Here is a 24,761-nt window from a genome sequence, read left to right as displayed (position 1 = left end):
TCTCCGAACAGGGTCACAGACCGGCCCACCCATTGCCACAGCTGAAATCTGAGGGAGGTGAGCCGTCAGCCCCGGCTACGCCGGGGCTGATCCTCCTGAGTTACACCACTTGCTGGGACGCCGCTGCGAGGAGTGGCCTGACCCGCGAACAGGCTCATGGCATGCCCTGGCGGTGGTGCATCAGGCCAAGGAGCATGCCCGAAGTGAAGTCCTGTCCCGGTGATAGGGCTACGGGGATGCAGCCATTGAGCGATCGAGCCCGAACCAGACAAACGATCCCGCAATCGCATGGGTGGGATGTGGGGGCTGACACGGCCGCCCCTTTCTGCCGGCAGGGCTGACCTCAGAGGTCGAAGAGCACCCCGTGGATGTAGGCCTCAGTCCACTCGGCCCCGTGGAAACGGGTGAGCATGCCCCGTGCTGGGTCCTTCTCGGCCCGGTAGGCCACATAGCGCTGCTGGCCTGCCAGCAGTTCTTCGCAGCGCTTCTCCTCCACAGGAGTGGCTTCCGCCACCAGCTGGAGATAGAGATCGAAGTAGGCCACGAAGGCCGGAAAAACGGCTGAGCGGATCAGCTCATCTCCTTGCTTGCCGAGGGGAAGGCGCGTCCATAGGAACCCTGGAGAGAAGTAGGGCTCCGCTTCCGATGGAATCGGCCCCCCTGAAGGCAGAAGCTTCGTCCAGTTCTCCCACAGCGGCACCAGACGCTCCCAGACTTGCATGGTGTGGGCCTGATCGTTTTTGAGTGCGGGTTGAAGATCCAGCGCGATCAGATGGCCCGAGGGCAGAGTGACCAGATCGGCTCCGAAGAAGGGAAGATCGAAGTTGCTGGAGGGATTGGCCACGAAATTCAGCACCGAGGCGGCCACCCCGGCCTCCACGCACGCGGCCCGAACCTGCCGGAGCTTGTCAGTTCTGCACGCCCAGGTGGACGTTGTCACAGCGACGGGGTGGGCTTTGGAACCGGTGACACCTTCACGCCGCAGAAAACGGGGCTCGATCGGGTAGGCCTCAGGCCGCAGAGGCTGAAGGGCCTCCACGGCGTGATCCAGGAAAGGCCCCCATCTCCATCCGGGCAGGGTGACTGGATCAAGGCTGCACGGGTGGGTCGGCAAGGAAGGAGTCATGGGGCTAGCTCGGGGGTCGGATCGGGTGCCTGGCTGCTCCCGGGGAATAGAAACTCATGCAGGAAACGGTCCGACCAGGCCTTGCCGAAATGGCTGGTGAACAGACCGTGAGCTGGATCACGTTCGGCGCTGTAGATGTCGTAAGCGTTCTGCAGACGGGCTACCTCCTCAGGCTCCAGGGAAAGGCCGGTGGCGGGGCTGTCGTGCAGGGCCCAGTACTGGGAGAGAAAGGCACCGAACGCTTCGGGCAAGGCTCCCTGAGCCTGTTCAGCGTTCCCCCGGCAGAACAGCAGCCAGGGGGAGAAGTACTGGTGCGGGTCATAGGAGCGCATGGTCTCCTCGCCACTGAGATCAGGAAACCGGTCGTGCAATCGATGCAGCCCCTGGAGGTGCCGATCCAGATAGTCCGGGGTCTGAAGCAGGGGCTGGAAATCGAGCACGGCCACCAGTTTCTGGCGTGTGCCGAACCAGAGCAGATCGATCCCCAGCAGAGGCTGGTCGCGGCTGAAGGCGGGATAGGCCACTGAGTTGAGCACCTGCAGACTGTCCCCTGCATCGAGCCGGGTCACCCGCCAGCGGCGGATGCCGGGCAAGTGCCACAGCCAGCTGCGGATGACGCTGTTGCCTTTGGCAGAGCGGCATTCCGCCAAGCCGTCCGGGATCGACAGAGCCTCTGCCCCCCTGGCTTTGATCCCGGCATGGAGCTCATCGAGGAAGGAGTCGAACATGGGGAGGATCAGGCCTCAGTGGCCAGTCGCTGGGGTGGAGAGGTGGAAACGACTCTGGGCGTTAGCAGACATGGCTTCCAGCTGATCGGTGCTGGGGCAGCGCAGCTCTGTGCAATAGGTTGTCATGCTGACGCCATCGAGAAACTGCACACTGCTGACACGGATTCGTACCCCCTCGGTCACAAACCAGCAACGCTCCACGCCGACATTTGTGTCATAGCGGGTGGTAATCGTCAACAGGCCGTCATCGGCAAAGGAGTAGGTGCTCATCACCGGCTGCTTCTCGATGTAGCCCTTGTCGCGCAGTAGAAATCCCTGGCGGGGATTCTGGTCATCCACCACATCGACCAGCACGGCCGCCTGCTCGTCACTGCGGCTCCCCTCCTTGAGGTTGCTTTCCCACCAGAAGCGAGCTCCGCCCGCCACTTGGGCTGAGGCCAGCCCAAGGCTGTCGCAGACCCGCTGAACCACCGCATCGGAGGCCTCGAATGGCTCGATTGTGAGGTTGGAATCGCCGGCTTCATCGTCCTGATGATCGAGATGGTGAACGGCGCGGCGCGTCAACCAGGTACCGGCACTGGCGGCCAGGAACTCCGCCATGGTCAACGGTGGTGCGGTCTGCATCGAATCAGGCGGCGACAGCCTCGGTGCTGCCGGCCCGCTGGCGACGGGTGAGGAAGCCGAAGAGCACCTTTCCGATGGCCGCCACCAGGTTGCCTTCCAGTTCCTGGAACATCCTCATGTTGCAGTGGAAGGCCTCGTTGGCCTCGGCCACGATGCGATCAGCGGTGGCCTGGTCGATCGGCAGTGCGTCGAGGGTGGCGCGGTAGGTGGTCTTGAACGCCTTCTCGTCGGCGATGGCGTCGAACTCGTAGAAGCGCAGGCCGTCGTGCTCGCTCAGGTTCATCGCCTTCTGGGCGATGTTCTTGAGAATGATGCCGCCGGAGAGATCGCCGATGTAGCGGGTGTAGTGATGGCCCACCAGCAGCTCTGGGGCGTCCTTGGCCACCTGATGCAGACGGGCCACATAGGACTGAGCTCCAGGTGTGGCCTGGATCTTCTGGCGCCAGTCGCCTCCGTAGTAAAAGGTGAGATCCTGCTCAAGGGCCTCGCGGCGGTTGAGCTCGGCGAAGGCGATCGGCCCGACCACTGGATGAGAGGTGAGCTTGCCGATCGCCTCTTCCATGGCGCTGTACACATACCAGAGGTCGGCCACCAGGGTGCGGTAGCTGGCCTTGTCCACCACCCCCTTGAGGAAGCAGCTCACAAAACCGGTGTTCTCGGCCATCGTGTGGGCTTTTTTGGTTCCCTCCCTCAATTGGGAAGCAAGTGCGACAGGCATGGGGAGGGAGGCGGAAGAGGGCAGTCTTGAACGCTACAAGTGCCCACCCCCTGAATACGTCCATCAGCCGGAGGGCCTTAAGGAAACTCTTGAAAACAATCGGTGGCGATGTGTCGCGACTGATCCAGCCACCGCCGGCTGAGCCCAGGGTTGGATCAGGTGGAAGAGCTGGTGTCCCGTTGGCTGAGCAGTTGTGTCAGGACGGCCTCGATGCGCTGCAGTTCGGCGTGGGAGGCGAGGGTGGCATCCACCTTCTTCTGGGGGAGCTTGAGACGCTGGCCCATGGCCGTGACATCAGCCACTAGGCGATCCCTGTAGGCGGCAAGGACCTCGATGGAGTCGTTCAGTTCCTGAAGGCTGGGTTCTGACATGGAGTGGCGCAGTCCTGCCGATCAGGGTACGAAGCCGGCTGACGCGTGCCATGACCAGCGCGCCAGATCACCCGCCGCCGCCATCCGAAGCAGAAGAAAATGTGAAATACGCTCTTCGGTGAGGGCCTGCTTCTTCCCGGCACCAGGGTCATGACTCTGGGGACCCCTGTTCCTGCGTGGGGTCTTGTCGGCTGCCACCATCGCGCGCATGGCCGGCCTGGTTCGCATCAAGAAATCTTGCGTGACGCGTTTAATAGGGAGGGTTGCCAGGGGCTCCGCGTAACTTCATGGAGCTTCGGTCCTCGGGACTAGCGCGATCAATGGTTTCCTGATTTCTCCTGTAGCAATCAGAGCCGCTTGAGTAATGCACGAAGCTCCTTCCAACTTTTCCCTAGTCCGGGTTTGCCCCCATGCTCGACGCCTTTTCTCGCACAGTTATCAGTGCTGACGCCAAAAATGCTGCCATCGGCAGCGGTGAACTGGCCACGCTTCGCAATTACGTTGCCGAGGGCAACAAGAGGCTTGATGCCGTTAACGCCATCACCTCCAATGCCTCCTGCATCGTCTCTGATGCTGTCACTGGCATGATCTGTGAGAACACTGGTCTGATCCAGGCTGGCGGCAACTGCTATCCCAACCGTCGCATGGCCGCTTGCCTCCGCGATGGAGAGATCGTGCTGCGCTACATCAGCTACGCACTCCTTGCTGGTGATCCGTCTGTGCTGGATGACCGCTGCCTGAACGGCCTCAAGGAGACCTACATCGCTCTGGGTGTGCCCCTTCAGTCGGCTGCTCGTGCCGTGTCCATCATGAAGGCATCCTCCACCGCCCACATCAACGAGACCAATACCACCGGCACCAATCCTGACGAGACCCGTTTCCGCAAGATGGAAACAATCCAGGGTGACTGCTCCGCCTTGGTGGCCGAAGCTGCTTCCTACTTTGACCGCGTGGCCAGCGCACTCGCCTGATCGGCTGAGTTGTCCATTTTCACTTTTTCACCCTCCAACACAGGAAACATTCGATGAAATCAGTTGTCACCACCGTTGTGACCGCCGCTGACGCCGCCGGTCGCTTCCCCAGCCAGAACGACCTCGAGGCCGTTCAGGGCAACATCCAGCGCGCCGCGGCCCGCTTGGAAGCCGCTGAGAAGCTGGCGAATGGTTGGGAAAAAGTTACCCGTGAAGCCGGCGATGCCTGCTTTAAGAAGTACCCCTACCTCAAGCAGCAAGGCGAAGCTGGCAGCACCCAGACCAAGGTCGACAAGTGCTACCGCGATCTGGGCCACTACCTGCGCCTGATCAACTACTGCCTCGTGGTGGGCGGCACCGGCCCCCTCGACGAGTGGGGCATCGCAGGAGCTCGTGAGGTGTACCGCACCCTCAACCTGCCCACCTCGGCCTACGTGGAGGCACTCACCTACACCCGTGACCGCGCCTGCTCCCCCCGCGACATGAGCCCCCAGGCTCTCAACGAGCTCAAGAGCTACCTGGATTACGCCATCAACTCCCTCTCCTGAGGTCGGTCTGATCTGCAGTGGGGAGGCCTTTGGGCCTCCCTTTTTTTCTGTTTATGGCTACTCCTTCCTCCCAACGCCTCCTCTCGATGGCTCCTGCCACCAGCGCCACCGCGCTTGATCAGCTGTTCGTCGATCTCGCGCATCCCAATCCCTACGTGCAGACCGAGGCCTTCCTGGCCATGGTCCGCCACCACTCCGAGGCTTCCCTGCCGCGTCTTATCCTCCTGCTCGATCATGAGGACGTTGTTCGACGGCGGGCTGCCGTGCGAGCCCTGGGTGCTTTCGGGGAGAAGGCGATGCTGCCGCTGGCACAGAAATATCAGACCAGCTGCGATGGCACCGTTCGTGCCAGTTGCGTGAAGGCCTATGCCCAGATCGCCTCCAATCTCCCCGGCCTTCAATTCCATAGCGAGGCCATGGCTGTCCTCAAGACCGCCCTGGATGACGAGTCCCCTGTGGTGGCCATTGCAGCAGTGATGGCCCTCGGCCAGGTAGGGGTACAGGCCCTTCCGCTGTTGATCCAAGTCTGCCGGGGAAGCAACGAGGCTCAAGCTGTGGCAGCGGTGAATGCCCTCGCCAACATCGATCATCCCGATGTTTCGATCTGCCTGACCCAGTTGGCAGCCTGTGAGGGCACCGACGCGTATGTACGGGAGTCTGTGTCCTCCGCACTGGTAAGGGTTGAGGATCTGCGTGGGCGTCAGCCTTCCTTGCTGTCCTCTTGATGCTGCCTCAGTTGCTGAATAGAGAGGTTCAGGATGGGTTTCACTTCAGGGCTGGCTTCGCTGCCTGCAGCTGACTCCAGATCTGGTAGGGCGTCAATCGCCCCTAGTTTCATCAGAGAGAGGGCCGTGTTCTTGCGCACCTGAGCCGAGTTGTCACCGAGCAAGGGTTTCAGTAAAGGAGTTGCCCAGGTCGGCTCGTGGAGTTTCCCGAGCAGGATGACGGCTTCGGCTCGTACGAGTTCAGCGGAATCGCCAAGAGCCTCGATCACCAGCTCTCGGGCTTCCTGGTCATTGAGAGACTGAATTTGCTCACCAAGAGCAGCAATGGCTGCGATCCTCACCTCGGTGTGGGAGGACCGTGCGGCGCGTCGCAGGGCAGCGGGTGCCTGGGCGCCAACGAAGGCAAGCCCCCAACTGGCCAGGCCCAGATGCATGGAGCTACTCTCGCTGCTGGAGAGAACAGCAATGAGCGCATCCACGGCACACTCTCCGGTGGCGGCCATTGCGCCGACAGCCGATCCCTGCACCACTGGATCCCCATCGTTCAGCAGGGCATCAACCAGAACAGGCAGAGCTTCAGGATCAGCGATCAGAGTGAGGGTTTTCGCGGCTGCACGGCGAACCGTCACATTCTCATGGGTGCGCAGTGCGTGGCAGAGAGCCGGTACGGCTGCTGTGCCGATCGCACCAAGGCTTTCGGCGAACGTGAGACGCATCAGGCCACGTGGATCTCCCAGCCCTGCCACCATTTTTTCGATCAGAATCTCGTCGCCTTGGGGGCGTTCACCTGAACGAAGTTGCTTCTTGAGATCTGCGGCCAGCATGGAGGCCTCTGACTCGCTGAGGAAGACGGCTGGAGGTGTGGCTGGAACGCCGGTGGGCTCGCTGCTCAAGGCTTCTGGGAGGAGCATGGGTCATTGTCTCAGCATGGAAGCCATCGTGGTGACTGGTGACGTGGCAAGTAACATGCCAAGCTTCCAAGCACTCCCATGACCACATTTCTGCTGTCCCACAACCTGCAGGTTCAGAGTGGATCTGTGCCGCCATGGGATGCCAAACAACTGGCTGAGGGGCTGCCGCTTCACTGCGCCAGCATCACCAAGGCCGAGGCTCTGTCCCATCCTCACTGGTTGATCAGGATCGAGAGCCCAGCAGACTCGACGGCGCTGGCCAGGGAACTCTTGAAGGGCTGGGCCTTGCTGCGGCAGCACCACGGACACGATACGAACCATACGATTCTGGCTCTGGGCGGCCGCAAGGACATGCCAGCTGCACCCGGATCTCCACTGGAGCTGGGTGCCTGGGGGGTTGACATCGTGGAGACGGTGGATGCCGATGCTTTTCTTGCGTCCATCAACTGGCAAGCCCTGAAGGCGGGCCGACCTGCCGATGGTGTCTTCGAGCTGCTGCTTGATCCTGCAGAGGGCTTGTGAGTGGCCAGGGGCTCGCTTGAAGAGCCCCCCTCACCCCTTCTTGTTGCTGGCACGTTTACGTGATGGCCTGTCCTCCGGGGTGTTCTCTGCGGCTGTGGGAGCAGAGTCCGAATGTTCGGCGATGGATGCGCCCACATGGGTGACGACGGCACCTTGCTGGTGGAGGCCATTCATCATGCTGCTGAGGCTTTGCAGTGGAATCCTCAGAACTCTGGTGGAGAGGCGTTGGGCAGTCTGCGGATAGGCCACGGTGACGACGAGTGCGTCGGTGAGAGATGGTCCCATGGCATGTTGTGCGAGAGGATCGCATCATGCCGAAAAGTCTCGTTGGTTCCTCCTTTCGCAATGATCGTATACAACACGCTTCTTTAGGGGACAAACCGGGGAAAGGGAACGCGTAAATGGGACAATGGAGTATCGCTAGATCTGGGTGACAATGATGGGCGATTCCGGTCGCTTCAACAACCTCCATCCCGGCCTCAGTCACGATGAGGCATTGCGCATTCTTGCCTTGCCGGTGGAGCAGCTTGAGTCAGGCAGCGATCGCTACATGGCGGCAGCCCACATGATCAATTTTCCCGGTCAGCGTTCCGAGCAGGCATTGCTGAATCTACTTGATGACGACGACGACGACAGTCAACCCACTCGTTTGGCCAGGCGTAAGGCTGTGGAGGTGCTGGCGCGCCTTGGCTGTAAGGATGCCATTCCAAGCATCGGCAGTTGTCTCCTGAGTGAGGATCACTATCTGGTAGAAAATGCAGCGTGGGCCCTGCAACAACTGGGTTGCCGGGATCAACATATCCTGAACCAGATGATCATGTTGTTGTCAGATACCGGGCAGAACCGGCGCATACTGGCTCAGAGTCTGGCCGGCTTAGGGGTGATTGAGGCCCTTCCGGCGATCGAACTCCTTCAGGATGATGAAGTACCAGGAGTGCGTGGGGCTGCTCTGGCGGCCGTCGCCACCCTCTCGGGAAGCCATGAGAGAGTCAGTGAGCTGGCAGAGCACTTGTTTCTTGCCAACCAGATGGATCGACAGTCGGCGATCCAGGATGTGATCAATTCCAGGGCCGCAGAGCTGCTTCCCCAGGTTCTGCAGGCGCCGGTCTCCTCAGTCTTTCGGCTTCGAGCTCTGCGGCTGCTTTGGCCGGAAGCTGAGCCACTTCATCAGGGCCTGTCGCTTCTGGAAACGCTGGATAGGTTGCTCTTGGATCAGCCGGAAGATGTCCAGGTTGTTCATCGCTATGACGAAGTACCAGAGATTTCCTTTCTGATCAATGAGTTGTTTGGTACCGACTTCAGTCGTTGCTATCTTGCTCTTCAAGCCGTGAGCACTCATTCTGGGATGTCACTCTGGCATCTCCTAGAACAGCGTTGGCTGGAGGAAGCTCATAACGATTATGGAGCCCACTATTTCTTCCTGCGGCTGTTCGGGCGGATTGCAGGCTGGGGAGATGCGCAGGATAGAGTGGAGGACCTTTGTGAAAGCGCCATTCAAAATTATAGGCCACAATTTGTGAAGTCTCGTCCTGCCGCTATTCTCTCACTGTTGCGTTTAAATCCTGAACGTCTGTCATCACATCTACCAGATTTGTTGGATGCGCAGGAGGAATCCAGTTGGGAGTGTAGATATACTGCCTTGATGGCTATGCAGGAATTAGTCAAGCAGGGATCCGTCAATGGCGTTTCCGGCTTAGCGGAAATGATCCTGAGTCCTGATCCTGATCTCTACGTAGAAAGCAAAAGAAAGCAAGTCCGTGCGCTACTGGCTGATCTCTGAATAGCGGGTTCTGTTGCTTCCATGGTTTGCCCAGTAGCTGACAGTTTCATTGCACATAGGCCGTGGGACTCTCGCAACGGCTCTGAGGATTTTGAAGCTCCGGCGTGGGCCCATAGGCCATTGGCCAACATCCTTGACAGACAGGACCTGTCCACCAAGTGCTGTCAAGCACGATTCAAATCGATCAATCAAGCTCTGATCAACCGTTTCAAAAATGAAGTCTGTGCCATTGCAGATCAAGTGTTGGGAGCGAATCCAGGTTTGAAGTTGCTTTTCTGGGCTGTGCTTGCTCATGCCGTTTCGATTTGAGCAGCTTGATTGTCCCTCAGCCAGTCAGCGCCGAGATGATCAGCGTAACGTTCCAGCCGCTTGAAGCGGAGTGGGCCATGTTCGGAGCCCCAGCGATAGGTATGGGTGGCAGGGTCGAAGCCGCGATCTCTGCTGATCCAATGGTAATCATCAAACTCAACTTCACTCACAAGATAGGTCATTTGACCTCCTCGCGGAATAAGACATTGGCAGCCCGGCTCGACTTCACCGCAGTAACGATCGTTAGTCGTGGCACGGAATTCCATCGCGCAGCCGGGTCGAGGCAGCAGATCCTCCCGTTCTAACCCATTCAAGAGATCGGGTTTTGAACCACCGCCAGCACAACGTAAGCCGTTGCGGAGCCCAAAATTGAGCATGAGAATATGATCGGCGGATACCACCATGTGATGAATCCCTTGTCGGTATGGCCTCCAAGGATCGTAATCGTAACTTTGCTCGGAGTAAAACCAAGGGCCCTGAAAAAGATTCCAAGCAAGGGGCCTAAAAAAAATATTGATGTGGGAAAACTTTGTAGGCTCTGCTTGGGCCTGTTCATGATTGCTAAATCGGCCTGAGAGAGTCTTTACGAAGTGGACAGCTTGTGTGGCATCTATCATTCTGTTGCTATCCGCCTTACCTCAGAAGCAAAGGATGTTTGCAGCACTCCAGACCCGGCTGATGTACGCAGAACAGAGGAGCGACAGCGGACGTGTTCGGATATAAACCAGATTCGTTCTTCGGCAATGGATTGGCCATAAGCAGTGTGGAGGACGAAGGTATCGTCGTCAAGAAAGTGATAGGTTGAAGCCGCGCTCTCTGTTTCAGCATAGCCAACGCTACGGATCAGCTTTCCAGCCCGATCATTTTCAGGGATGGGAATCAGAATACAGGATCCCTTGGATGTAGCGGAAGGGTCGTCTGGTTCCCAGTCCGATTCTGCCTCCCATGACATCTGGAATGGAGAGAAGATAGTGGCGGGGTCTATGGATTCTCGGATTAGGATGTCGCTTACATCTGGATGGTCTGCCGATAACAGTACAATATCGATATGACTGAGCACATCTTCAAACTGTCGAAAGGCAAGCGAATGGGCTGAACGCATCGACCGCCACTGGCCTTGCGATCGAGTTAAAAAACGCTCAATGGTCATGAACAAGGAGACCCGATCCGTGACTTGCGGAAGGTTTTGGTCTGCCTGCCTGGACCATGCTCACCAGGCTATGAATCATCATGTCAATGGAAGAACCTTGGTGAGAGGGTTGTCGCTCTACAGGGGCTGACTGGCGATTCAACTGCTGTTCCATGCGAGAAGGTTGAGCGCACGAATGGGGGGGAAGGTGGCGTGATTCGGAGCTGCATGCTCACATGGCACTTGGGCACAGAGCCGCCGCCACCATCTATTCTAGCCAGAGGCGGGGGTTGTCATTTAATCATTTGTAACAGATACAATGGAACCTCCACGTCGCTGCAGGCTTTGCAGCGTTGAAGTGAGACTGCTAAACGGAACAATGGAGACCTGCACAGCCCTGCGGTTGAGTCCGCTAGGCGAGGCGGTAGTCCAGTTGATCCGAAAGCGTCTGTCATTCCGGTTCGTGCTGCCGCCTCTGCCGCCGCGAACGGCAACGGAAGGGGCGTCACCTGTGGCAAGACTGACCTGAAGCTTGGAAGAGGAGCTACCGTCAAAGGAAGCTTCTCCCCCCTTGAGTTTTAATGAACGCGTATAGGTGAGGTTGCTTTCCCCGGTTTGGGTATGAGTTGTGCGCCAGTAAGGCACCGTGTCGAAGCCGAAGGCTCCTATGTATTCCGGGGAGTAAACATAGCTGGCTATCTCGGCTTCATAGCCCTCGTTGGCTAAGCGTTGAACATGTTCGCTCACTTCGGCCTGATCGCGGGGAGCCCTTCCCAGCAGATGCTTGAAATTGAGCTCCACAAAGCGGTAGGGCCCATTCTTGTCGAGGAAGAGCCGGCGGTAGGTGTCTGAGCAGGCCAAGGCTGCAACCAGTCCCTGGACTGCGAGGTCCCCTTGGAGGAAGAGACTTTCAGCAGTTGATACCAGCTCCTCATCCATCAGATGGGCATTGCCGAAGACCTGGCGGTAGGCGGAGCGCAGCACCATCTGTGCATGGGCATAATCTTGCACTGAAGTTGTTGCTTGTCTGGTGATCACTGGCATGGCAAAGAGAAAACAGTTGAAGTCAGGGGAGAGAAAGGAATGGACAGGTTGCTCAGCGAGCCAGCCGGGCAGACGGCCCCTGCTTGGATCAGGCCACTTCCGTGATTGAGACAATTCGGCCTCCACGGCGATGGATATAACCCAGCTGGGTCGTCATGTCCTTGCCGGATACCAAATAGCTGGCATTCGGGGTGCGCTGGCGCCCTCCAGCTGGTTGCGCTTGTACAACGATCCGATACCTTTTTGTGGTGGGATCGACAGAGCCGCTGAAGACACTCGAGCGATTGATCCGCACGGTTGTGTTGCTCCATCCGGCAGGGAGCGCTTTGGCCGCCAGTGAATTCACCAGACTTGAGGAATTCTGAATGGTGTCACTGCTTGAATATCCCGCCACCAGAGACAGTTGGCGATTGAATCCGATCTGCTCGCGGCCATTCTCCGTCTGGATACGGGGGAAGGGAACTGTATCTTCACCGAAGTACGTCTGATATTCGGTGCTATCGAGGTAGCTGCTGATGTCTGCCTCATAGCCTTTTTCAGCCAGCAGACGGATGTGTTCACTCACTTCCGCCTGGGAGTTTGGTGCGCGGCCGAGCAGGTGCTTGAAGTTGAGCTCTACGAAACGATAGGGAGCGTTGGATTCAAAAAAGCGGCGACGGTATTCCTGGGAGCAGGCAATGGAACGCACGAACTCACGGGTGCTCAGATAACCCTCGATGAACTTGCTTTCTGAGGTGAGCACGCGCTCGCTTTCCATCAGGTGAGGGTTACCCATCACCTGCCGGTAGGTGGCACGGATCAGTGCCTGGATCTGGTCGGCAGTGTCTCCCTGGCAACGCTGGAAGACCTCCTGACTGCGCTGGCCAAGACCGAAGCCCACATACAGATCACCTCTCAGGCTTGTGCTATCACCGCCATCGCTGCTGTTGCGGCGCACAGGAGCGAAGGCTCCTCTACTGCTCATACCCGAGCCAGAAAGGCTTCTTCCGGACTGGGTAAGGTAAGCATGTGCCGGCAGACGAATGGTGATTGGCTGTCCCATTGCGAGGCTGGTCAGCAACTGGCTACGTGACCCCATTGCGTTATCGCTGCCAGCGAAGTTCTGCTCCAGCGCGGCGATGCGATTGAAGGACGACTGTGCTGCCCCTTCTGGGCTGTTCCAGGAACGGATATGCGGCGCCGTGTGTTCTCCGAAGGCCGAGGCGTACTCGTCGGAATCGATCAGGGCGTCGACAGCCGCTTCGAAGCCTTCTTTGGCGACTATCGCTACGTGCGTGCCCACTTCAGCTTCGTCGATGGGAGGACGCCCCAGCAGGTGCTTGATGGCCAGTTCAACCGAACGGTGAGGCGTAACTGCTTCGTAAAAGCGTGCACGATAGAAGGGTGACTTGGCCAGGCAGCGGACAAAATCGCGTACGGAGATTGTGCCGTTGCGTAGTTGCGATTCGGCAGCGTCAAGACGCTCGCTTTCCATGGGCATGGTGTTGCCGAACACATGCCGGTAAGAGGCGCTGATCACGAGGTTGAGGCTCGTCTCATCGGCGCCGGGCTTGTAAGAAGCAGGTGCATCGAGGAGAGTGGTGGCACCAAAGCTCAGGGCTACGGACTGGGAAGACATGGTTTTGCAGTGGCGAGGGAGTCGGCAAAGAGAAAACAAAGTAGTCCGTTAATTAGGCCGGAGTGATACTGGCAATCACCCCTCCTTCACGGTGAATTTCCTTATAGGTTTGGGACAGTTTGTTAAAGGGGACGAAATAAGTCCGATTGGACTTTTTGTAGCGTGAAATCGGCCGAATTGAGTTGGCCCTGTAGGCCGTTACCTCAACCCGATAGATACGACCCTCCTGGCCGGCGCCGACGCCCAGTCGCGTTGCGGCGTCTTGGAAATTGGCAGAAGGCCTGAAGCTCCATCCTTGTGTATCCGTGGAGGAGGGAGGGACGACTGGGAGTGGGCGATTCACATAGACATTGCCACCTAGTCGTGCTGCCTTGCCGGAAAGATTGCCTTTGAAGCTACTGCTGCTGGCACCACGGAGCAGTTGGAAGCTCCAAGTGAATTCCTGCATGGTTTTGCAGCTTTCGGTCTTCCAGCCACGGTGGTAGGGGACTGTCCACTCACCGAAGGTGTCCTGATACTCCGTTGAATCTATGAAACTGTCGATATCCGCTTCATATCCTTTGCTATCGAGAAGTTCGGCATGGACGCGCATCTCGGCAAAGTCGGCTGGGGCCCGACCCAGGAGGTGGCGGAAGGCCAGCTCGATGTAGCGGTAGCGAGGGCAGGAATCAAAAAAACGAGCACGATACAGGTCACTTTTGGCAACGCTGCGTACGAACTCGCGCAGGCTCAGCTCCCCCAGCTTGAACTGGGATTCGGGGACCAGCTGCTGCTCGCTTTCCATCACATAGGAGTTTCCGAGAACCTGCCGGTACACGGCACGGATGAGCTGCTCTTTCTTGGCGTCCGTATCGTTTGGTAGCAGTTCAAGTGGGTCCTGGCTGTCAAACCGTTCGACGCCGAGGAGCGAGGCGGGACCAAAAGCCATTGTGAACGCAGAACTTGAGTGACCCTGTTATGATCAAACACCATTGCAGGCTCCCACTGAGTTCTTAATAAAGCTAAACTATGTAGTTAAAATTGAGAGTAGTGATGCCCTACCTCAAAGCAGTCTGATGGCGTGGAGAGGTCCATTGCCGCTCAATAATTCCATCAGGATTGCCAAGAATCCCAGCATAGCAAGCCGCCCGTTCCACACTTCCGATCTGTTGTTCCAGCCCCAGGCCCACCTGTCCTGTGGATACAGCTTCACCTTGGTGGGAAGTGTGGCTGCCTGGTCAAGGTTTATCTCCGGTCCGGCCAGGGCTTGCTGTACCAGATCGGCCAAGCCGTGGATGAAGGAGGGGGTGGTGTCGAGGGCCGGTACACGGCGGAAGTTAAGGATGCCGACCTGTGTGGCGATCTCCCGGTATTCGATGTCGATTTCCTCGAGAGTCTCGATGTGCTCGCTCACGAAGCTGATAGGCACCACCACCAGATCCTTCACGCCTGCTTCACCAAGCTCATGTAGGGCTTCATCGGTGTATGGCTTCAGCCACTCCACTGGGCCCACACGGCTCTGGTAGGCCAGGGTGTAGGGGTTGGAGTGGCCCAGGTCGCCGGCCAGTCTTTCCATGATCAGGCGGGCGCAGGTCTCGATCTCGTTCTGATAGGGGTCGCCCGCCTCTTCCACGTAGCTCTTGGGCACGCCATGGGCGCTGAAGAACACATGGGCGCTGCCGGGCTCGGGACAGGCCTGAATCTCCCGAGAGATCAGTTCGGCCATGGCCCCTAGGTAGCCGGGGTCGTCGTAGTAACCGCGGATGCAGTGAATCGGAAGCTTTGCGAAGCCTGGATCGGCCAGGCGCAGGCGCTGCAGTTCTCGAAAGCTGGATCCGCTTGTGCTGATCGAAAAGTGGGGGTAGAGAGGCAACACCACCACCTGATCTATCCCGTCCGCTTTGATATCGGCCACGGCCGACTCGGTGAATGGATGCCAATAACGCATGGCTACGTAGCTGGTGGCCTCGATGCCTCGCCCCCGCAGTTCGCTCTGCAGTTCGCGGGCCTGCTGCTCGGTGATGCGGCGCAGGGGGGACCCGCCGCCGATGGAGCGGTAAGCCTCCTTGGACTTGTTGCTGCGCAGGCTGCTGATCAGCCAAGCGAGGGGCTTCTGCAACACCGGGGTCGGCAGTCGGATGATCTCCGGATCGGAGAACAGGTTGTAGAGGAACGGGGCGACATCCTCGATCCGCTCAGGGCCTCCGAGGTTCAGGAGAACCACGCCGACCTTGACATGGTCTGTGGGAGGGTGATGGTCCATACATGCAGGCGGCAATGTTTAGGTCATCAGGCTGTCGCGGGTCGTACGGCGAGTGAGCGGGTTCCAACAGTCCAGCTCCTGGAACGGCCGTCCGATCAAGGTCTCTCGAATAGAGTCCAGCCCTGATGAGCTCGTGAAGTCGGAACCACGGATCGATTCGGCTGCGGAAAGGTCAGCATCGGTCAGATTCGCCCCGCGAAAATCGGCATAATCCAGCTGGCAACCTGAGAAACGCACCCCTTCGCAAAGAGCACCGCGCAGCACAGCATGACGCAGATCTGCTCCTGCCAGGCGCACTCCTCTGAGGCAAGCACCGCTGAGATCTGCACCGCTGAGGTATGCACCCATCAATAGGGAGCCGCTCAGGTCCATGCCGGAAAGATCGGCGCTATTGAGAAAGTGGCCGCTTAACTTGGCCTTGGGTCCTACTGCACCGGAACCTCGAAACTCGTAGTTGTCTGGCCAGATGGTCATGCCGTCATATCGAGCCAGTCGCAGATCGGCTCCATCGAGTGTGCATCTACTCAGATTCGTTCCCCTTAAATCGACACGACAAAGGCGTGCTTCTGTGAGATCAGTAGCACCGAGATCCAGCTCACGCCAATCAGCTCCTCTAGCGTCGAAAGCACGACCGATGGCCTGGTTGGAAGGGAGTTTGGATTCCGGAGGAAGCCAACCAGGCACTAAGGAGGATTGCGATGCGCTATGCACGAGGCCCACGAATACTTAGAAACAATCTGCAAAGATGGAACTCTCCCAGTTCAGGTTACTGCTGGGGAGCCCTGTGGACCCCCTAGGAAGAGTGCGCTCCACGATGGAGAAATAAAACATCACAGAACAGGGGCTCCTACCTCTCCAGCTTGGCAGGAGAACTCCCTGATCATCTCCTCCAGATGGCGAATGACCATTTCAAGGCGCCAGGTATCCTTGCTTCCGCCGAGCGATCCGTAGTGAATAGATGAGACTTCACGCAGGTAGCATAAAGCCTTCGCCATGCTGTCGATAGGAACGGCCAGTTCTCGATAAAGTTCACGCAAGCCGCTGACTCCTGGTGGGTGCGTGAACGATTGCCGATCAGCGGCCACGGCATAGATGGCAATGCGGAGAAAATGCCAGCAGTCGCGCCAGCATGCCTCGGAGCGACTTTCCGGGAAAAGTGATCCACCGGGCTTGATCAGGCCAGGATCCTCTGCCACCAATCTTCTCTTGACATCTGCTACTACTTGTGAGGCGTTCTCTTGAAGCAGGCGTAGGGGTTCGGAATCAATGGAGGAGAACTGGCAAATCTCATCGAATTCCTTTGTGGTCAAAGGCCTGCTCTCATCATCAGCATGCCGGAAAATTGCACGAACATTCGCCGGGAGGGTCTTGTCATGAGCAAGACCAAGGATGCGAGCCCCTGCAATCATCTCAGGCAAGTTTTTCGCCATCACTTCTGCAGCATCGATGATTTTGCCTTCATGAGGAGATCGAGGAGAACCTGGCCATTGCCTCACGTCCCAACCCTGCAGAGACCACAGGAGTTGCGACTAGATGTCCATGTCGTTCATTATACAAGGCCCAGATGGCTCCATTTGCTATGCCAGGACAATGACGGACGATCGCATCTGCCAAGCTAGGTCGCAGCCCGAGCGCATGAAAGAGCTGCCAACACTCATCCTCACTGCTAACGTGAACATGGCGGATTGCGGATCCGACAACCCAGGTCAATGTCGTATCCTCAATGGGTCCGCTTGAACTGGAGCAGGCAAGTAGAAGATTGTTGTCTGGATTGTCTGCCTGAGAGTAAGTGGCTCCCCATAGATCAATGGTCTCGGGGAGAAGGTTTAGGCGTAGATCAGTTTGCCCTTCGTCAACGAGAATGTCATGCTGACCATATGCTGACTTCAGCATGGTGAGAAATCTTTGAAAAGAATCACTCATGACAATCTCTCCCTGTGGTGTGCTCCCCCTTCCCCTTAGCGTTTTTTCCAGGAACTCGGACCATTCCCAACCTCTTGAACACTAGCCCCGTCCAGCAGTGCTGAGCATGGAGATGGCGATCCAAAGCACCAGTCCAGTGATTACGAAGCCCCCCGCAGCAACGGTGTTCAACCAGAGCTTGCGGGCCCATGGAGCAGGGGCATTGGCCAGCCAGGCAGGCCGTTGACCCATGGTGCTGTTCTGCCACAGCATCGATTGTGCGGGAGTTCGCTTGGCGATGCTGTCCCGCCAGTAGGCCTGATAGCGGGGCGCTTGCTGGTTGAAGGGCATCGTGCCCACCGCCTGTCCAGGCAGAACACGGGACCGCTGGAAGGGTACTGTATCGTAGCCAAAGTTTTGCATGTACTCCTCAGAATCCAGGAGTGTATCCACCAGGGAAGCCAGGCCACCCTGGGCGATCAGAATCGAATAGGCGATGCGTTCCCGCTCGCCGTAGACGGGCCTTCCAAGCACCCGGCCGATGGTCTGCTCGACCATCCGATAGTTGCTGTTGCAGCGGTAGAAGTCGTCGCGGAACTTCTGCGACAACAGCAGGCCACGCACGAAGTCCCTCATGGTGATCTGACCCTCGCGCAACTGGGATTCGAGCATGGGATCGCGGTCCACCTTGAAGGCGTGGAAGTAGATCTGTCGATAGGCCTGCTCGATTTGGATATCCAGGTCACGTCGATCGCAGGTCCCGTTGATGCTGCGCGCAGCCGACTGAGACTGCCGACTGCCTTCCTCGCCGGCCAGGGTGAAGCTGGCGACCCGCGCATTCATGGTGAGCGGCTTAACAGAAAGCAAAGGCAGTGCCATGGTGACTTGATAGCTTGAACGAAATCTTCCCCTGGATCAATGGGCCTGTGCGGGCGGGAGGAAGGGATCCACACCAATCGTCACTTCCCCTGCTCGCGGATCGAGGTTCCTTGAACAGAGGGTAAAAGCTGTGGCTGTGAAGTGATCCCAATTGGCTAGCCCAAACATAAAGAAGGCCCCCCGAAGGAGGCCAGCATCATTGAAAACTGGCGATCTCAGGTCGCCTTGCCTGCTTCAGACAAGCGCGTTGATGGCATAGTCGATGTAGTTGTTCGCCTCGGTTCCAGGCTCTCCACTCATGCCGTGGTTGGCCTTGATGTATTTCAGGGCCTCCACGTACCAGGAGGGAGAAAGTTCAAAGGTACGATTGATCTCATCGATGCCAGCGATCAGATATTCGTCCATTGGACCGGTGCCACCAGCCACAAGACAGTAGGTGACCATGCGCAGGTAGTAACCGATATCACGGGCGCACTTGTCCTTCCCGCGTTGGTCGGCAGCGTACGTGGGCCCCTGCATCTGGGTGGTGTAGGGGAACTTGCTGTAGACGGCTTGCGCGGCGCCATTCACAAGGGTGTCTGCTTTGGCTGTCAATCCTTTAGCAGCCTCAAGAGCCGACTTGGCTCGAGTGAAGCGTCCGAAGGCGGCATTGATTTCGGTGTTGCTGAGAAAGCGGCCTTGGGAGTCGGCAGCTGCGACAGCCTCGGTCAGCGGAGTCTTCGACATGGGTGAAGGGGGGAGCGGAAGGATTGTCCTGAAAGGGAATGCTGATCAGGCCACGGCGGCGGCGGCGCGATCAAAGTAGGTGCCGATTTCGGAGATCAAATTGCTGCAATCGCCCGATGTGATGCCGCCGCGATCGTTGACGATGGCAATGGAGGCATCCTTCATTTTGCGTACACCTTCGGCGACAGAAGCGCCAGGAGTGCCAAGGGCAAGATAGGTTTCCCGCAGGCCGTTGAGGCAACGATCTTCGAGAATGGATGTGTCTCCGGTGAAAATGGAATACGTGATGTAGCGGAGGATGATCTCCATGTCACGAAGGCATGCGGCCATCCTGCGGCTTGTGTAAGCGTTGCCCCCGGGTGCGATCAGCGCCGGTTGCTGAGCGAACAGATCGCGGGCTGCATTGGCAACGATCATGGAAGCGTTGGAGGTGATCCGGTTGACGGCATCCATCCGCTTGTTGCTGTCTGCGACGACCGACGCCAAGGCATCGATCTGGGCAGAGCTGAGGAATTCGCCGCGGGCATCAGCCTGAGCAACGACCTTGGTGAAGGCGTCGAACATGTAAATAAAGCTCCTGTTCTCGACGGGTGGGGGTCGGGAGTTGGGTATTCCAGAGCGAGAGCGCCCAAGGCGAACTCGCGAGCCAAGGGGTGGGTATCTGGTGCTCACCGGCAAAACCGGCTGCACCGACCGATGACCAGAAAGCCCTCGACTGGACCTAGGTATTTTCAACCCTTGGGCCGTCGACTTGCTCGATGATTCACAAACGGTCATCCCCTTGACGACGGTTCTGCCCCCCGGGGGGGGGGCTCAGGCTCGCAGAGGCGGTCTCGGCTTTGGCGCAGCCCCGGCAGGGGACACTTGTGTAGCGGGCTGAACAGTCAGATTCAGGAGGGTGGCGGCCATGAAAAAAGCCCCCACGTTGAGGGGGCTGCAGCTGGATCAGGTCTGCCTTGCGCTCAGGAGTCAGAGTTGTCGCCGGAGCCGCTCACATTCACGCCGGTGATGGTTCCACCCAGGCGATGAACGAGCCGCATGGTTTCGTTCATGCGGGTGTAGGGAACCTGCATGGTGCAATCGGAGCTGCGCACATAGGCGTTGTTGGCCAGTCCGGTGACTTGAATCGTGACTTGGCGGTTGCTGCTGAAGCTGCTGCCGCGGGTGCCTGCAGAGACCTTCATGACGGGGGAGGAACGATGGGGGTGTGGGGTTGAGGAGGAGTCAGTTGACGGGGCTGACGCTGGCGATGCGGCCGCCTTCACGCTGGATCTGGCGCTGATAGTCGAGCAGCTTGGCAAAGGGGATGAATCTCACCCGGTTGCTGCGCTTGTGCAGGCGGTAGTTGTTGAATCCCGAGATTTCGACCCGGTAGGTCCGGCCCTGCTCACCGGCGCCCACCCCCATGCGCGTCACACCGTCGGACTCGACCGAGCGGAAGGCGGAGCCCTTGGCGTTGGAGCTCACCACGGGGATCGGAGCCTCTTTGTGAACCGAGGGGTTGAGGCGTGACAGGTTCTTGGCGATGTCGCCCTTGATCGACGCCGCGGCGCCACGGGTCAGCTGCAGCAGGTAGGAGAACTGGAGACCCTGCTGGCCGACGGAGTAGTTCCAGCCGTGCATGTAGGGCACCTGCTCTTCGCCGAAGCGATCCTGATACTCGGGGCTGTCGATGTAGGAATCAATCTCGGCGTCAAATCCTGCGTTCTGCAGGATCGTGAAGTGGTGCAGCATCTCGGCCTTGTTCTGGGGTGCCCGGCCGAGCAGATGCTTGTGGTTCAGTTCGATGAATCGGTAGGGATTGCTGCTCTCGAAGAAACGCTGCCTGTAGAGATTGCTCTTGGCAACCTGGCGCACGAACTCACGCACGCTGAGGTAGCCACGGCGAAACAGCGACTCGGGACCCTCGAGCCGCTCGCTCTTCATCACATATTGGTAGCCGAGCACCTGTTGGTAGACCGAGCGGATCAGGCCAGCGGTGTCGGCTTCGGTGGCGTTCGACCAGTTGTCCTTGTCGCGGGCGTTCTCGAAGCGATCTATGCCCAGGTAGGCAGCACAGACGAGTGTCATGGGCGTGCAGGCCGGGAAGTGAAGGGAGATGTGAGGGAGTCGGGGGTCATCGAGGGAGGCTGAACACAGGCCACAGCGTCCCCGACGATGCTGTCTGCAAGCCGGATCCTATGGGGGCTCTTCCGCTCTCACCAAGGGTTTTCGGAATCGTTACAAACTCGGCCCCTGGCGCCTGGAGAAGATACCGATAGCATCCGGCCATCGCGGTCCTTGCCTGACCCATGACATCGGCACCTGATTCCGAAGCCTGGCCGCTTCGCTTCGGCGTCCAGCTCAAGGCCCTTGGTGAGCTCAGCGAAACCCTCACCCTGCGCCTCCTGGAGTTGGAGGAACGTCTGGGGCGGTTGGAGGAGCACCAGGCCCACCTGCTGGCTGGGCGTGACCAGGAGGGTGTTGATTCGGCCGCTGTCATGGATCTGCTTGAGCAGACCGATGATCGACTCAGCCGACTGGAAGCTCTGCTGGAGCAGTCTCGCCAGGGCCCAGCGGCTTCAGCCCTGCCCGGCGACCCGGTCAGGCCCCTGCAGGTCTTGGGCGATGCGGCCCCCTCCCCAGGTGAGTTCGGATCGGAGTCCGTTTTCCCCGAGGAGGGCGAGCAGCCCTTCATGGATGAACTGATCGCCTGATTCAGGCCGCCACGGCTGCCCATGAAGGCTTCGGCTGGCCCGGCTCCCTCAGCCCGCAGAGCCTGTGCTGAGCATGGCAGCTGCGGTGGTGATCAGAATCCGCAGGAGCTCGAGTCCACCGATGGCTGCAAGCCCCAGCCAGATCGCCTTGGCCTGCTTCGGCGGTTGTCCCATCGACCCAAGCGGCCGAGCGCAGACCACGCTCCAGCTGGTTGCCTCCGCTGAACGGGCCGGCTGGAGCCAGGGAGCCGCTGATGTCGCGCCAGTAGGAGGAATAGAGGGGAGCCTGCTGGTTGAAGGGCATCTCCCCAGGGCTGCGTCCGGGCAGGACGCGGGAGCGCTGGTAGGGAACCTCGTCTTCGCCGAAGGTGTCGATGTATTCAGGGGAGTCGAGCAGGGCATCGACAAAACTCGGGAATCCTTCGGCGGCGATCAGAATCGAGAAAGCAATCCGTTCGCGACTGCCATGCACCGGCCTGCCAAGTACACGGCCTACCACCTGCTCCACAACATCATAGTTGCTGTTACAGCGATAGAAATCCCTGCGAAACTTGTCTGAAAGCAGCAGGCCCCGGATGAATTGCTTGGTGCTGATCTGACCTCGACGCAGCTGCGATTCCAGCCTGGGCTCCCGATCGACTTTGAAGGCATGGAAGTAAATCTGGCGGTAGGCCCTTTCAATCAGCTCATCCATGGCCTGGGGGCTGCGCCTCACCCCTTCAGGTGTGCGGCGTGGCTCTTCTTCGTTGCCGACGGCCAGGCTGGCGACGCGTGCATTCAGGGTGACGGGTTTGAGATCAAGCAGGGGCAGGGCCATGGGGTCGTGGGTGAGGTGGCGACGAACCTAAGCATCCCTGGTGAGCACAAACCCCTAGAGACAAAAGACCTTACAGAGCCTCACTGTTTGGGTTTAATTGATTTAGGCAGCTTCATTTCCTTTTGTTGAGCGGGCCTGGAGCCGGGTCCGATCAGCTCGCCCATCGCTCCAGCCAGGCGCCTGGAATTTCAGCACTGAAGTCGTCGGTACGCTGAAACTCGAACGGCCCCGCCAGAGATCCCCAGAGCTGGTCGTGGGTGGCCGGGTCGTGGCCCCGGTCGATCGTGCGCATTGACTGCCCGTCGAGCTCGAAACTGCTCACCAGGTAGGCCGTGGCCCCCTTGCGCTCCACCAGGCAGCGGCAGCCGGGTTCCACTTCCCCGACGAAGCCTTCTCCCTGCTCGCGCACCACATAGGTGCACCCTTCCAGCAGACGCAGATCCTCGGGTTGGATCTGGGCCATCCGCTCTGGATCCTCCACAGCTCCCCAGAACCGCCGCTCGTCGTGGATGGAGTGGTTGTGGATGCGCAGGCTGCCGTCTGTGACGCTCTCGGCACGCAGCACCCGGATGCGGTAGGGCTGGCCGGGCGCGAAAGCGTAAGACTGCTCCAGCAGCAGGGAGCCTGGTTCCAGCTGCGGAAGCGGCCGAAAGCGCACCAGGATATGGGCGTAGAGGGGGGGGTTCTCGAAAGCCTGATCCTGATTGCTGAACCCAGCGCTCAGCATCCGGACCAGGCGCGTCAGGGAGCTGGTCATGGGGCGAATCCTATGGGGCCGGCCTACATCAGCGCTGGAGCAGGCGCAGGCGGAATTCCGCGACCTGGCGCACCAGTTCCGGTTGGCTCAGGGCGAATGGGTGATCGCTCAAGGCGCTGATCACCCCTTGGAGGGCGGCTTCACGGGCGCCTGAATCGGCGGGATCGAGGCTGCCGATTCGTTCCCAGGCCTCATCGAAGGCCATTCCGTAGCTGTCGGCATTGCTGAACTGTTGGTTGGCGGGTCGCTCGGGAGGGGTTCGCATCGCTTCAGAGCACGGCAGCTTGGAGGTTCGCCCACCGAAGTGATGGGCTAAACCCTTCAAAAGGGATTTTAAAAAAGAGTGCCAGGACCCAGATTTGAACTGGGGACACGGCGATTTTCAGTCGCCTGCTCTACCAACTGAGCTATCCCGGCCGGCCGCTTCGCAGCACTGCAGGATCTTAGATCACGGCCTGGAGCAGGCGTCCGGGCCAGGCAGAGCAGCCCCATCACCGTGTAACCGGCCTCTACAAGGGCGGCGGCGGCGGCCATGGCCGTGGCCCCTGTGGTGAGAATGTCATCCACCAACAGCAGACCCTGTCTGGAACGGCGGCTGCGGGAGACTCCGTCTGGGACGATCCGGAAGGCCCCTTCCTGGTTGAGCGACCTCAGCCGGCGGTTGAGATGGTGCTGACCCAGCGTGGCCCGGCTGCGCTCCAGGGGAGCCAGGCGGGGCAGGCCCAGCCCCTGGCAGATCAGCAGTGGCAGGGGGTTGGCCCGTTGTTTCCAGCTGGGGATCGCCACGACGCTCAACTCCCGAAGCGGCGCCGGCAGGGTCGCGGCCAGGGAACTGGCCAGGCAGGGGATTGCCTGGTTGCTGGGCTTGCGCCGCTGGCGCAGCAGCAGGCTGCGCAGCGCCCCCTGATAGAAGCCCAGGGCCCACCAGGGCATGGGCTCAAGACCACACAATCCTGCCTGGGTATCGAGATCCAGCGATTGGAGGCAGATCTGGCAAGGCTGCGGTTGCACCGGTTGAACACGCCCCCTCCATCGGTCAGGCTCGGCCGGTCGGCCGCAGAGCGGACAGGTGGCCTGGGTGATCAGCTCAAGGCATCCTCTCAACAGGGCCTGGACCATGGCGGTGATCTCCTGGGAGGAGTGCAACGTTGCGGTTCAGTGTTCCCAGCTCATGACTCGGGCAAGGCCTTGAGCATCGCCACCAGGGTGCGGTGGGCGTCTTCGCTGTCGTTGAGCACGTGATCGAAGGGCACCGAGAGGTTGGCGCCATCTACCTCCAGGTCCATTGCCTCGGGGCTCACACGCAGCATGCGGGCGGTGCTGGCCTGCTGTGCGCCACCGTAGTGGCGGGCGTAGGCCAGCACCGCTTCGCCATGGTCTTTGTTCATGTGGCGGCAGATCCGATCGCTTACGGCTTCGGTGAGGGGATCGCTGGCCATGGCTGCAGGGCGAGGGTCAGGGCTGATTGTGGCTGAGAACTGGCTCAGACCAGGGCGAACCGCTGCCAGAGCAGCAGCCCCAACCTGATGGCACTGAAACTGACGTAGCCGGCCAGGATCACGAACAGGGCCATTGAGATCACGGTTCGCAGTCGTTCGTTCATGGGCTCTTTACAGAG

32 protein-coding genes, 1 tRNA gene and 1 pseudogene are annotated in these 24,761 nt (G+C 59.2%); 7 read left to right on the top strand and 27 right to left on the bottom strand.

The genetic code is table 11. The features are described 5' to 3' along the window. Positions 1 to 343: 343 nt before the first annotated feature. The 5 genes from VB734_RS08990 to VB734_RS08970 form a co-directional block, all read right to left on the bottom strand. The gene (locus VB734_RS08990) at positions 344 to 1,126 is read right to left on the bottom strand and encodes a phycoerythrobilin:ferredoxin oxidoreductase (RefSeq protein ID WP_322782336.1); all 783 of its coding nucleotides are present in this window, start codon (positions 1,124 to 1,126) and stop codon (positions 344 to 346) included. After that, positions 1,123 to 1,854 (bottom strand): 15,16-dihydrobiliverdin:ferredoxin oxidoreductase, encoded by a 732-nt coding sequence (locus VB734_RS08985; protein ID WP_185464137.1) that lies wholly within the window; start codon positions 1,852 to 1,854, stop codon positions 1,123 to 1,125. Before VB734_RS08985 ends, VB734_RS08990 begins: the two co-directional genes overlap by 4 nt. A 15-nt stretch (positions 1,855 to 1,869) precedes the next feature. Next, positions 1,870 to 2,478: a phycobiliprotein lyase gene (locus VB734_RS08980; protein ID WP_231594571.1), complete on the bottom strand. Its 609-nt coding sequence runs from the start codon at positions 2,476 to 2,478 to the stop codon at positions 1,870 to 1,872. Positions 2,479 to 2,482: 4 nt separating this feature from the next. Beyond that, positions 2,483 to 3,196, bottom strand: coding sequence for a heme oxygenase (biliverdin-producing) (locus VB734_RS08975; protein WP_185464136.1), 714 nt, complete (start codon positions 3,194 to 3,196; stop codon positions 2,483 to 2,485). 155 nt (positions 3,197 to 3,351) lie between these two features. Next, the gene (locus VB734_RS08970) at positions 3,352 to 3,567 is read right to left on the bottom strand and encodes a hypothetical protein (RefSeq protein WP_185464135.1); all 216 of its coding nucleotides are present in this window, start codon (positions 3,565 to 3,567) and stop codon (positions 3,352 to 3,354) included. A gap of 410 nt (positions 3,568 to 3,977) precedes the next feature. Here VB734_RS08970 and cpeB point away from each other — a divergent pair, with 410 nt between their 5' ends. From cpeB to VB734_RS08955, 3 genes are all read left to right on the top strand, one after another. Next, the gene (gene cpeB, locus VB734_RS08965; RefSeq protein WP_197162211.1) at positions 3,978 to 4,538 is read left to right on the top strand and encodes a class 1 C-phycoerythrin subunit beta; all 561 of its coding nucleotides are present in this window, start codon (positions 3,978 to 3,980) and stop codon (positions 4,536 to 4,538) included. 53 nt (positions 4,539 to 4,591) lie between these two features. Beyond that, on the top strand, positions 4,592 to 5,086 hold the full coding sequence (gene cpeA, locus VB734_RS08960) for a class 1 C-phycoerythrin subunit alpha (protein ID WP_197162212.1): 495 nt from the start codon (positions 4,592 to 4,594) through the stop codon (positions 5,084 to 5,086). A gap of 86 nt (positions 5,087 to 5,172) precedes the next feature. Continuing rightward, on the top strand, positions 5,173 to 5,811 hold the full coding sequence (locus VB734_RS08955; protein ID WP_197162213.1) for a HEAT repeat domain-containing protein: 639 nt from the start codon (positions 5,173 to 5,175) through the stop codon (positions 5,809 to 5,811). Here VB734_RS08955 and VB734_RS08950 read toward each other — a convergent pair. Beyond that, positions 5,787 to 6,704, bottom strand: a complete 918-nt coding sequence (locus VB734_RS08950) for a HEAT repeat domain-containing protein (protein WP_322782337.1) — start codon at positions 6,702 to 6,704, stop codon at positions 5,787 to 5,789. The genes VB734_RS08955 and VB734_RS08950 overlap by 25 nt on opposite strands. Before the next feature lie 96 nt (positions 6,705 to 6,800). Here VB734_RS08950 and VB734_RS08945 point away from each other — a divergent pair, with 96 nt between their 5' ends. After that, positions 6,801 to 7,244, top strand: coding sequence for a DUF2656 family protein (locus VB734_RS08945; RefSeq protein ID WP_197162215.1), 444 nt, complete (start codon positions 6,801 to 6,803; stop codon positions 7,242 to 7,244). A 30-nt stretch (positions 7,245 to 7,274) separates the two neighbouring features. Here the strand turns inward: VB734_RS08945 and VB734_RS08940 are convergent, their stop codons facing one another. Then, positions 7,275 to 7,529 carry a hypothetical protein gene (locus VB734_RS08940; RefSeq protein WP_197162216.1) on the bottom strand — a complete coding sequence of 85 codons (255 nt, stop codon included), beginning with the start codon at positions 7,527 to 7,529 and terminating at the stop codon, positions 7,275 to 7,277. 154 nt (positions 7,530 to 7,683) lie between these two features. On the opposite strand from VB734_RS08940, the gene VB734_RS08935 reads away from it, so the two are divergent. Next, positions 7,684 to 9,024, top strand: a complete 1,341-nt coding sequence (locus VB734_RS08935) for a HEAT repeat domain-containing protein (protein ID WP_197162217.1) — start codon at positions 7,684 to 7,686, stop codon at positions 9,022 to 9,024. On the opposite strand, the gene VB734_RS08930 is transcribed toward VB734_RS08935, so the two are convergent. The 15 genes and pseudogenes from VB734_RS08930 to VB734_RS08860 all read right to left on the bottom strand — a co-directional run bounded on the left by VB734_RS08930 (position 9,007) and on the right by VB734_RS08860 (position 20,943). Continuing rightward, the gene (locus VB734_RS08930) at positions 9,007 to 9,318 is read right to left on the bottom strand and encodes a CpeR family transcriptional regulator (protein WP_231594573.1); all 312 of its coding nucleotides are present in this window, start codon (positions 9,316 to 9,318) and stop codon (positions 9,007 to 9,009) included. The two genes, VB734_RS08935 and VB734_RS08930, sit on opposite strands and share 18 nt — an antisense overlap. Beyond that, positions 9,315 to 9,950 (bottom strand): chromophore lyase CpcT/CpeT, encoded by a 636-nt coding sequence (locus tag VB734_RS08925; protein ID WP_197162219.1) that lies wholly within the window; start codon positions 9,948 to 9,950, stop codon positions 9,315 to 9,317. Before VB734_RS08925 ends, VB734_RS08930 begins: the two co-directional genes overlap by 4 nt. Then, on the bottom strand, positions 9,947 to 10,483 hold the full coding sequence (locus tag VB734_RS08920) for a phycobiliprotein lyase (RefSeq protein WP_197162221.1): 537 nt from the start codon (positions 10,481 to 10,483) through the stop codon (positions 9,947 to 9,949). Before VB734_RS08920 ends, VB734_RS08925 begins: the two co-directional genes overlap by 4 nt. Before the next feature lie 276 nt (positions 10,484 to 10,759). Then, entirely contained in the window at positions 10,760 to 11,632 is an 873-nt protein-coding gene (locus VB734_RS08915; protein WP_322782338.1) for a phycobilisome rod-core linker polypeptide, read from the bottom strand. Then, a complete protein-coding gene (locus VB734_RS08910) occupies positions 11,595 to 13,124 on the bottom strand; it encodes a phycobilisome rod-core linker polypeptide (RefSeq protein ID WP_322782339.1) in 1,530 nt (509 codons plus the stop codon). The genes VB734_RS08915 and VB734_RS08910 overlap by 38 nt, the downstream gene beginning before the upstream one ends. Positions 13,125 to 13,176: 52 nt before the next feature. After that, positions 13,177 to 14,052, bottom strand: coding sequence for a phycobilisome linker polypeptide (locus VB734_RS08905; RefSeq protein WP_197162225.1), 876 nt, complete (start codon positions 14,050 to 14,052; stop codon positions 13,177 to 13,179). 114 nt (positions 14,053 to 14,166) lie between these two features. Continuing rightward, positions 14,167 to 15,366: a ferrochelatase gene (gene hemH / locus VB734_RS08900; RefSeq protein ID WP_185464125.1), complete on the bottom strand. Its 1,200-nt coding sequence runs from the start codon at positions 15,364 to 15,366 to the stop codon at positions 14,167 to 14,169. 18 nt (positions 15,367 to 15,384) lie between these two features. Beyond that, positions 15,385 to 15,840 (bottom strand): pentapeptide repeat-containing protein, encoded by a 456-nt coding sequence (locus tag VB734_RS08895; RefSeq protein ID WP_322782643.1) that lies wholly within the window; start codon positions 15,838 to 15,840, stop codon positions 15,385 to 15,387. Positions 15,841 to 15,870: 30 nt separating this feature from the next. Further along, positions 15,871 to 16,050, bottom strand: a pseudogene (locus VB734_RS08890) (pentapeptide repeat-containing protein); the annotation flags it as partial. 146 nt (positions 16,051 to 16,196) lie between these two features. Then, a complete protein-coding gene (locus VB734_RS08885; protein WP_323243251.1) occupies positions 16,197 to 16,796 on the bottom strand; it encodes a phycobilisome polypeptide in 600 nt (199 codons plus the stop codon). A 574-nt stretch (positions 16,797 to 17,370) separates the two neighbouring features. After that, entirely contained in the window at positions 17,371 to 18,147 is a 777-nt protein-coding gene (locus VB734_RS08880; RefSeq protein WP_322782340.1) for a phycobilisome rod-core linker polypeptide, read from the bottom strand. 234 nt (positions 18,148 to 18,381) lie between these two features. Next, a complete protein-coding gene (cpcA, locus tag VB734_RS08875; protein WP_094555045.1) occupies positions 18,382 to 18,873 on the bottom strand; it encodes a phycocyanin subunit alpha in 492 nt (163 codons plus the stop codon). Between the two features lie 45 nt (positions 18,874 to 18,918). Next, positions 18,919 to 19,437 (bottom strand): phycocyanin subunit beta, encoded by a 519-nt coding sequence (locus VB734_RS08870; RefSeq protein WP_185464121.1) that lies wholly within the window; start codon positions 19,435 to 19,437, stop codon positions 18,919 to 18,921. A 398-nt stretch (positions 19,438 to 19,835) separates the two neighbouring features. Beyond that, positions 19,836 to 20,057 carry a phycobilisome linker polypeptide gene (locus tag VB734_RS08865; protein WP_185464120.1) on the bottom strand — a complete coding sequence of 74 codons (222 nt, stop codon included), beginning with the start codon at positions 20,055 to 20,057 and terminating at the stop codon, positions 19,836 to 19,838. Positions 20,058 to 20,097: 40 nt separating this feature from the next. Next, positions 20,098 to 20,943, bottom strand: a complete 846-nt coding sequence (locus VB734_RS08860; RefSeq protein ID WP_197162228.1) for a phycobilisome rod-core linker polypeptide — start codon at positions 20,941 to 20,943, stop codon at positions 20,098 to 20,100. Positions 20,944 to 21,164: 221 nt separating this feature from the next. Between VB734_RS08860 and VB734_RS08855 the strand changes: the two genes are divergently transcribed. Beyond that, complete coding sequence (locus tag VB734_RS08855; RefSeq protein ID WP_322782341.1) at positions 21,165 to 21,569, top strand: hypothetical protein; 405 nt, start codon at positions 21,165 to 21,167, stop codon at positions 21,567 to 21,569. Between the two features lies 1 nt (position 21,570). On the opposite strand, the gene VB734_RS08850 is transcribed toward VB734_RS08855, so the two are convergent. From VB734_RS08850 to VB734_RS08835, 4 genes are all read right to left on the bottom strand, one after another. Then, entirely contained in the window at positions 21,571 to 22,386 is an 816-nt protein-coding gene (locus VB734_RS08850; protein WP_322782342.1) for a phycobilisome rod-core linker polypeptide, read from the bottom strand. Positions 22,387 to 22,537: 151 nt separating this feature from the next. Beyond that, positions 22,538 to 23,143: a chromophore lyase CpcT/CpeT gene (locus VB734_RS08845; RefSeq protein WP_197162232.1), complete on the bottom strand. Its 606-nt coding sequence runs from the start codon at positions 23,141 to 23,143 to the stop codon at positions 22,538 to 22,540. Between the two features lie 28 nt (positions 23,144 to 23,171). After that, positions 23,172 to 23,408 (bottom strand): hypothetical protein, encoded by a 237-nt coding sequence (locus tag VB734_RS08840; RefSeq protein ID WP_255106645.1) that lies wholly within the window; start codon positions 23,406 to 23,408, stop codon positions 23,172 to 23,174. Positions 23,409 to 23,487: 79 nt separating this feature from the next. Beyond that, positions 23,488 to 23,560: transfer RNA gene (locus VB734_RS08835), tRNA-Phe, on the bottom strand. Between the two features lie 265 nt (positions 23,561 to 23,825). Here VB734_RS08835 and VB734_RS08830 point away from each other — a divergent pair. Further along, a complete protein-coding gene (locus VB734_RS08830) occupies positions 23,826 to 24,050 on the top strand; it encodes a hypothetical protein (protein WP_322782343.1) in 225 nt (74 codons plus the stop codon). Positions 24,051 to 24,312: 262 nt separating this feature from the next. Here the strand turns inward: VB734_RS08830 and VB734_RS08825 are convergent, their stop codons facing one another. After that, a complete protein-coding gene (locus tag VB734_RS08825; RefSeq protein WP_322782344.1) occupies positions 24,313 to 24,582 on the bottom strand; it encodes a DUF2470 domain-containing protein in 270 nt (89 codons plus the stop codon). Positions 24,583 to 24,761 lie beyond the last annotated feature (179 nt).

The sequence above is a fragment of the Synechococcus sp. BA-124 BA4 genome, assembly GCF_034931165.1.
The sequence above is the reverse complement of the archived record's forward strand: the minus strand, read 5'-3'. Positions and strand labels throughout refer to the sequence as shown.

Coding starts and splice junctions, on each gene's coding strand:
- VB734_RS08990 (WP_322782336.1), bottom strand. CDS start 1,126: ATGACTCCTTCCTTGCCGACCCACCCGTGCAGCCTTGATCCAGTCACC.
- VB734_RS08985 (WP_185464137.1), bottom strand. CDS start 1,854: ATGTTCGACTCCTTCCTCGATGAGCTCCATGCCGGGATCAAAGCCAGG.
- VB734_RS08980 (WP_231594571.1), bottom strand. CDS start 2,478: ATGCAGACCGCACCACCGTTGACCATGGCGGAGTTCCTGGCCGCCAGT.
- VB734_RS08975 (WP_185464136.1), bottom strand. CDS start 3,196: ATGCCTGTCGCACTTGCTTCCCAATTGAGGGAGGGAACCAAAAAAGCC.
- VB734_RS08970 (WP_185464135.1), bottom strand. CDS start 3,567: ATGTCAGAACCCAGCCTTCAGGAACTGAACGACTCCATCGAGGTCCTT.
- cpeB (WP_197162211.1), top strand. CDS start 3,978: ATGCTCGACGCCTTTTCTCGCACAGTTATCAGTGCTGACGCCAAAAAT.
- cpeA (WP_197162212.1), top strand. CDS start 4,592: ATGAAATCAGTTGTCACCACCGTTGTGACCGCCGCTGACGCCGCCGGT.
- VB734_RS08955 (WP_197162213.1), top strand. CDS start 5,173: ATGGCTCCTGCCACCAGCGCCACCGCGCTTGATCAGCTGTTCGTCGAT.
- VB734_RS08945 (WP_197162215.1), top strand. CDS start 6,801: ATGACCACATTTCTGCTGTCCCACAACCTGCAGGTTCAGAGTGGATCT.
- VB734_RS08940 (WP_197162216.1), bottom strand. CDS start 7,529: ATGGGACCATCTCTCACCGACGCACTCGTCGTCACCGTGGCCTATCCG.
- VB734_RS08935 (WP_197162217.1), top strand. CDS start 7,684: ATGGGCGATTCCGGTCGCTTCAACAACCTCCATCCCGGCCTCAGTCAC.
- VB734_RS08930 (WP_231594573.1), bottom strand. CDS start 9,318: ATGAGCAAGCACAGCCCAGAAAAGCAACTTCAAACCTGGATTCGCTCC.
- VB734_RS08925 (WP_197162219.1), bottom strand. CDS start 9,950: ATGATAGATGCCACACAAGCTGTCCACTTCGTAAAGACTCTCTCAGGC.
- VB734_RS08920 (WP_197162221.1), bottom strand. CDS start 10,483: ATGACCATTGAGCGTTTTTTAACTCGATCGCAAGGCCAGTGGCGGTCG.
- VB734_RS08910 (WP_322782339.1), bottom strand. CDS start 13,124: ATGTCTTCCCAGTCCGTAGCCCTGAGCTTTGGTGCCACCACTCTCCTC.
- VB734_RS08905 (WP_197162225.1), bottom strand. CDS start 14,052: ATGGCTTTTGGTCCCGCCTCGCTCCTCGGCGTCGAACGGTTTGACAGC.
- hemH (WP_185464125.1), bottom strand. CDS start 15,366: ATGGACCATCACCCTCCCACAGACCATGTCAAGGTCGGCGTGGTTCTC.
- VB734_RS08895 (WP_322782643.1), bottom strand. CDS start 15,840: ATGACCATCTGGCCAGACAACTACGAGTTTCGAGGTTCCGGTGCAGTA.
- VB734_RS08885 (WP_323243251.1), bottom strand. CDS start 16,796: ATGGCGAAAAACTTGCCTGAGATGATTGCAGGGGCTCGCATCCTTGGT.
- VB734_RS08880 (WP_322782340.1), bottom strand. CDS start 18,147: ATGGCACTGCCTTTGCTTTCTGTTAAGCCGCTCACCATGAATGCGCGG.
- cpcA (WP_094555045.1), bottom strand. CDS start 18,873: ATGTCGAAGACTCCGCTGACCGAGGCTGTCGCAGCTGCCGACTCCCAA.
- VB734_RS08870 (WP_185464121.1), bottom strand. CDS start 19,437: ATGTTCGACGCCTTCACCAAGGTCGTTGCTCAGGCTGATGCCCGCGGC.
- VB734_RS08865 (WP_185464120.1), bottom strand. CDS start 20,057: ATGAAGGTCTCTGCAGGCACCCGCGGCAGCAGCTTCAGCAGCAACCGC.
- VB734_RS08860 (WP_197162228.1), bottom strand. CDS start 20,943: ATGACACTCGTCTGTGCTGCCTACCTGGGCATAGATCGCTTCGAGAAC.
- VB734_RS08855 (WP_322782341.1), top strand. CDS start 21,165: ATGACATCGGCACCTGATTCCGAAGCCTGGCCGCTTCGCTTCGGCGTC.
- VB734_RS08850 (WP_322782342.1), bottom strand. CDS start 22,386: ATGGCCCTGCCCCTGCTTGATCTCAAACCCGTCACCCTGAATGCACGC.
- VB734_RS08845 (WP_197162232.1), bottom strand. CDS start 23,143: ATGACCAGCTCCCTGACGCGCCTGGTCCGGATGCTGAGCGCTGGGTTC.
- VB734_RS08840 (WP_255106645.1), bottom strand. CDS start 23,408: ATGCGAACCCCTCCCGAGCGACCCGCCAACCAACAGTTCAGCAATGCC.
- VB734_RS08825 (WP_322782344.1), bottom strand. CDS start 24,582: ATGGCCAGCGATCCCCTCACCGAAGCCGTAAGCGATCGGATCTGCCGC.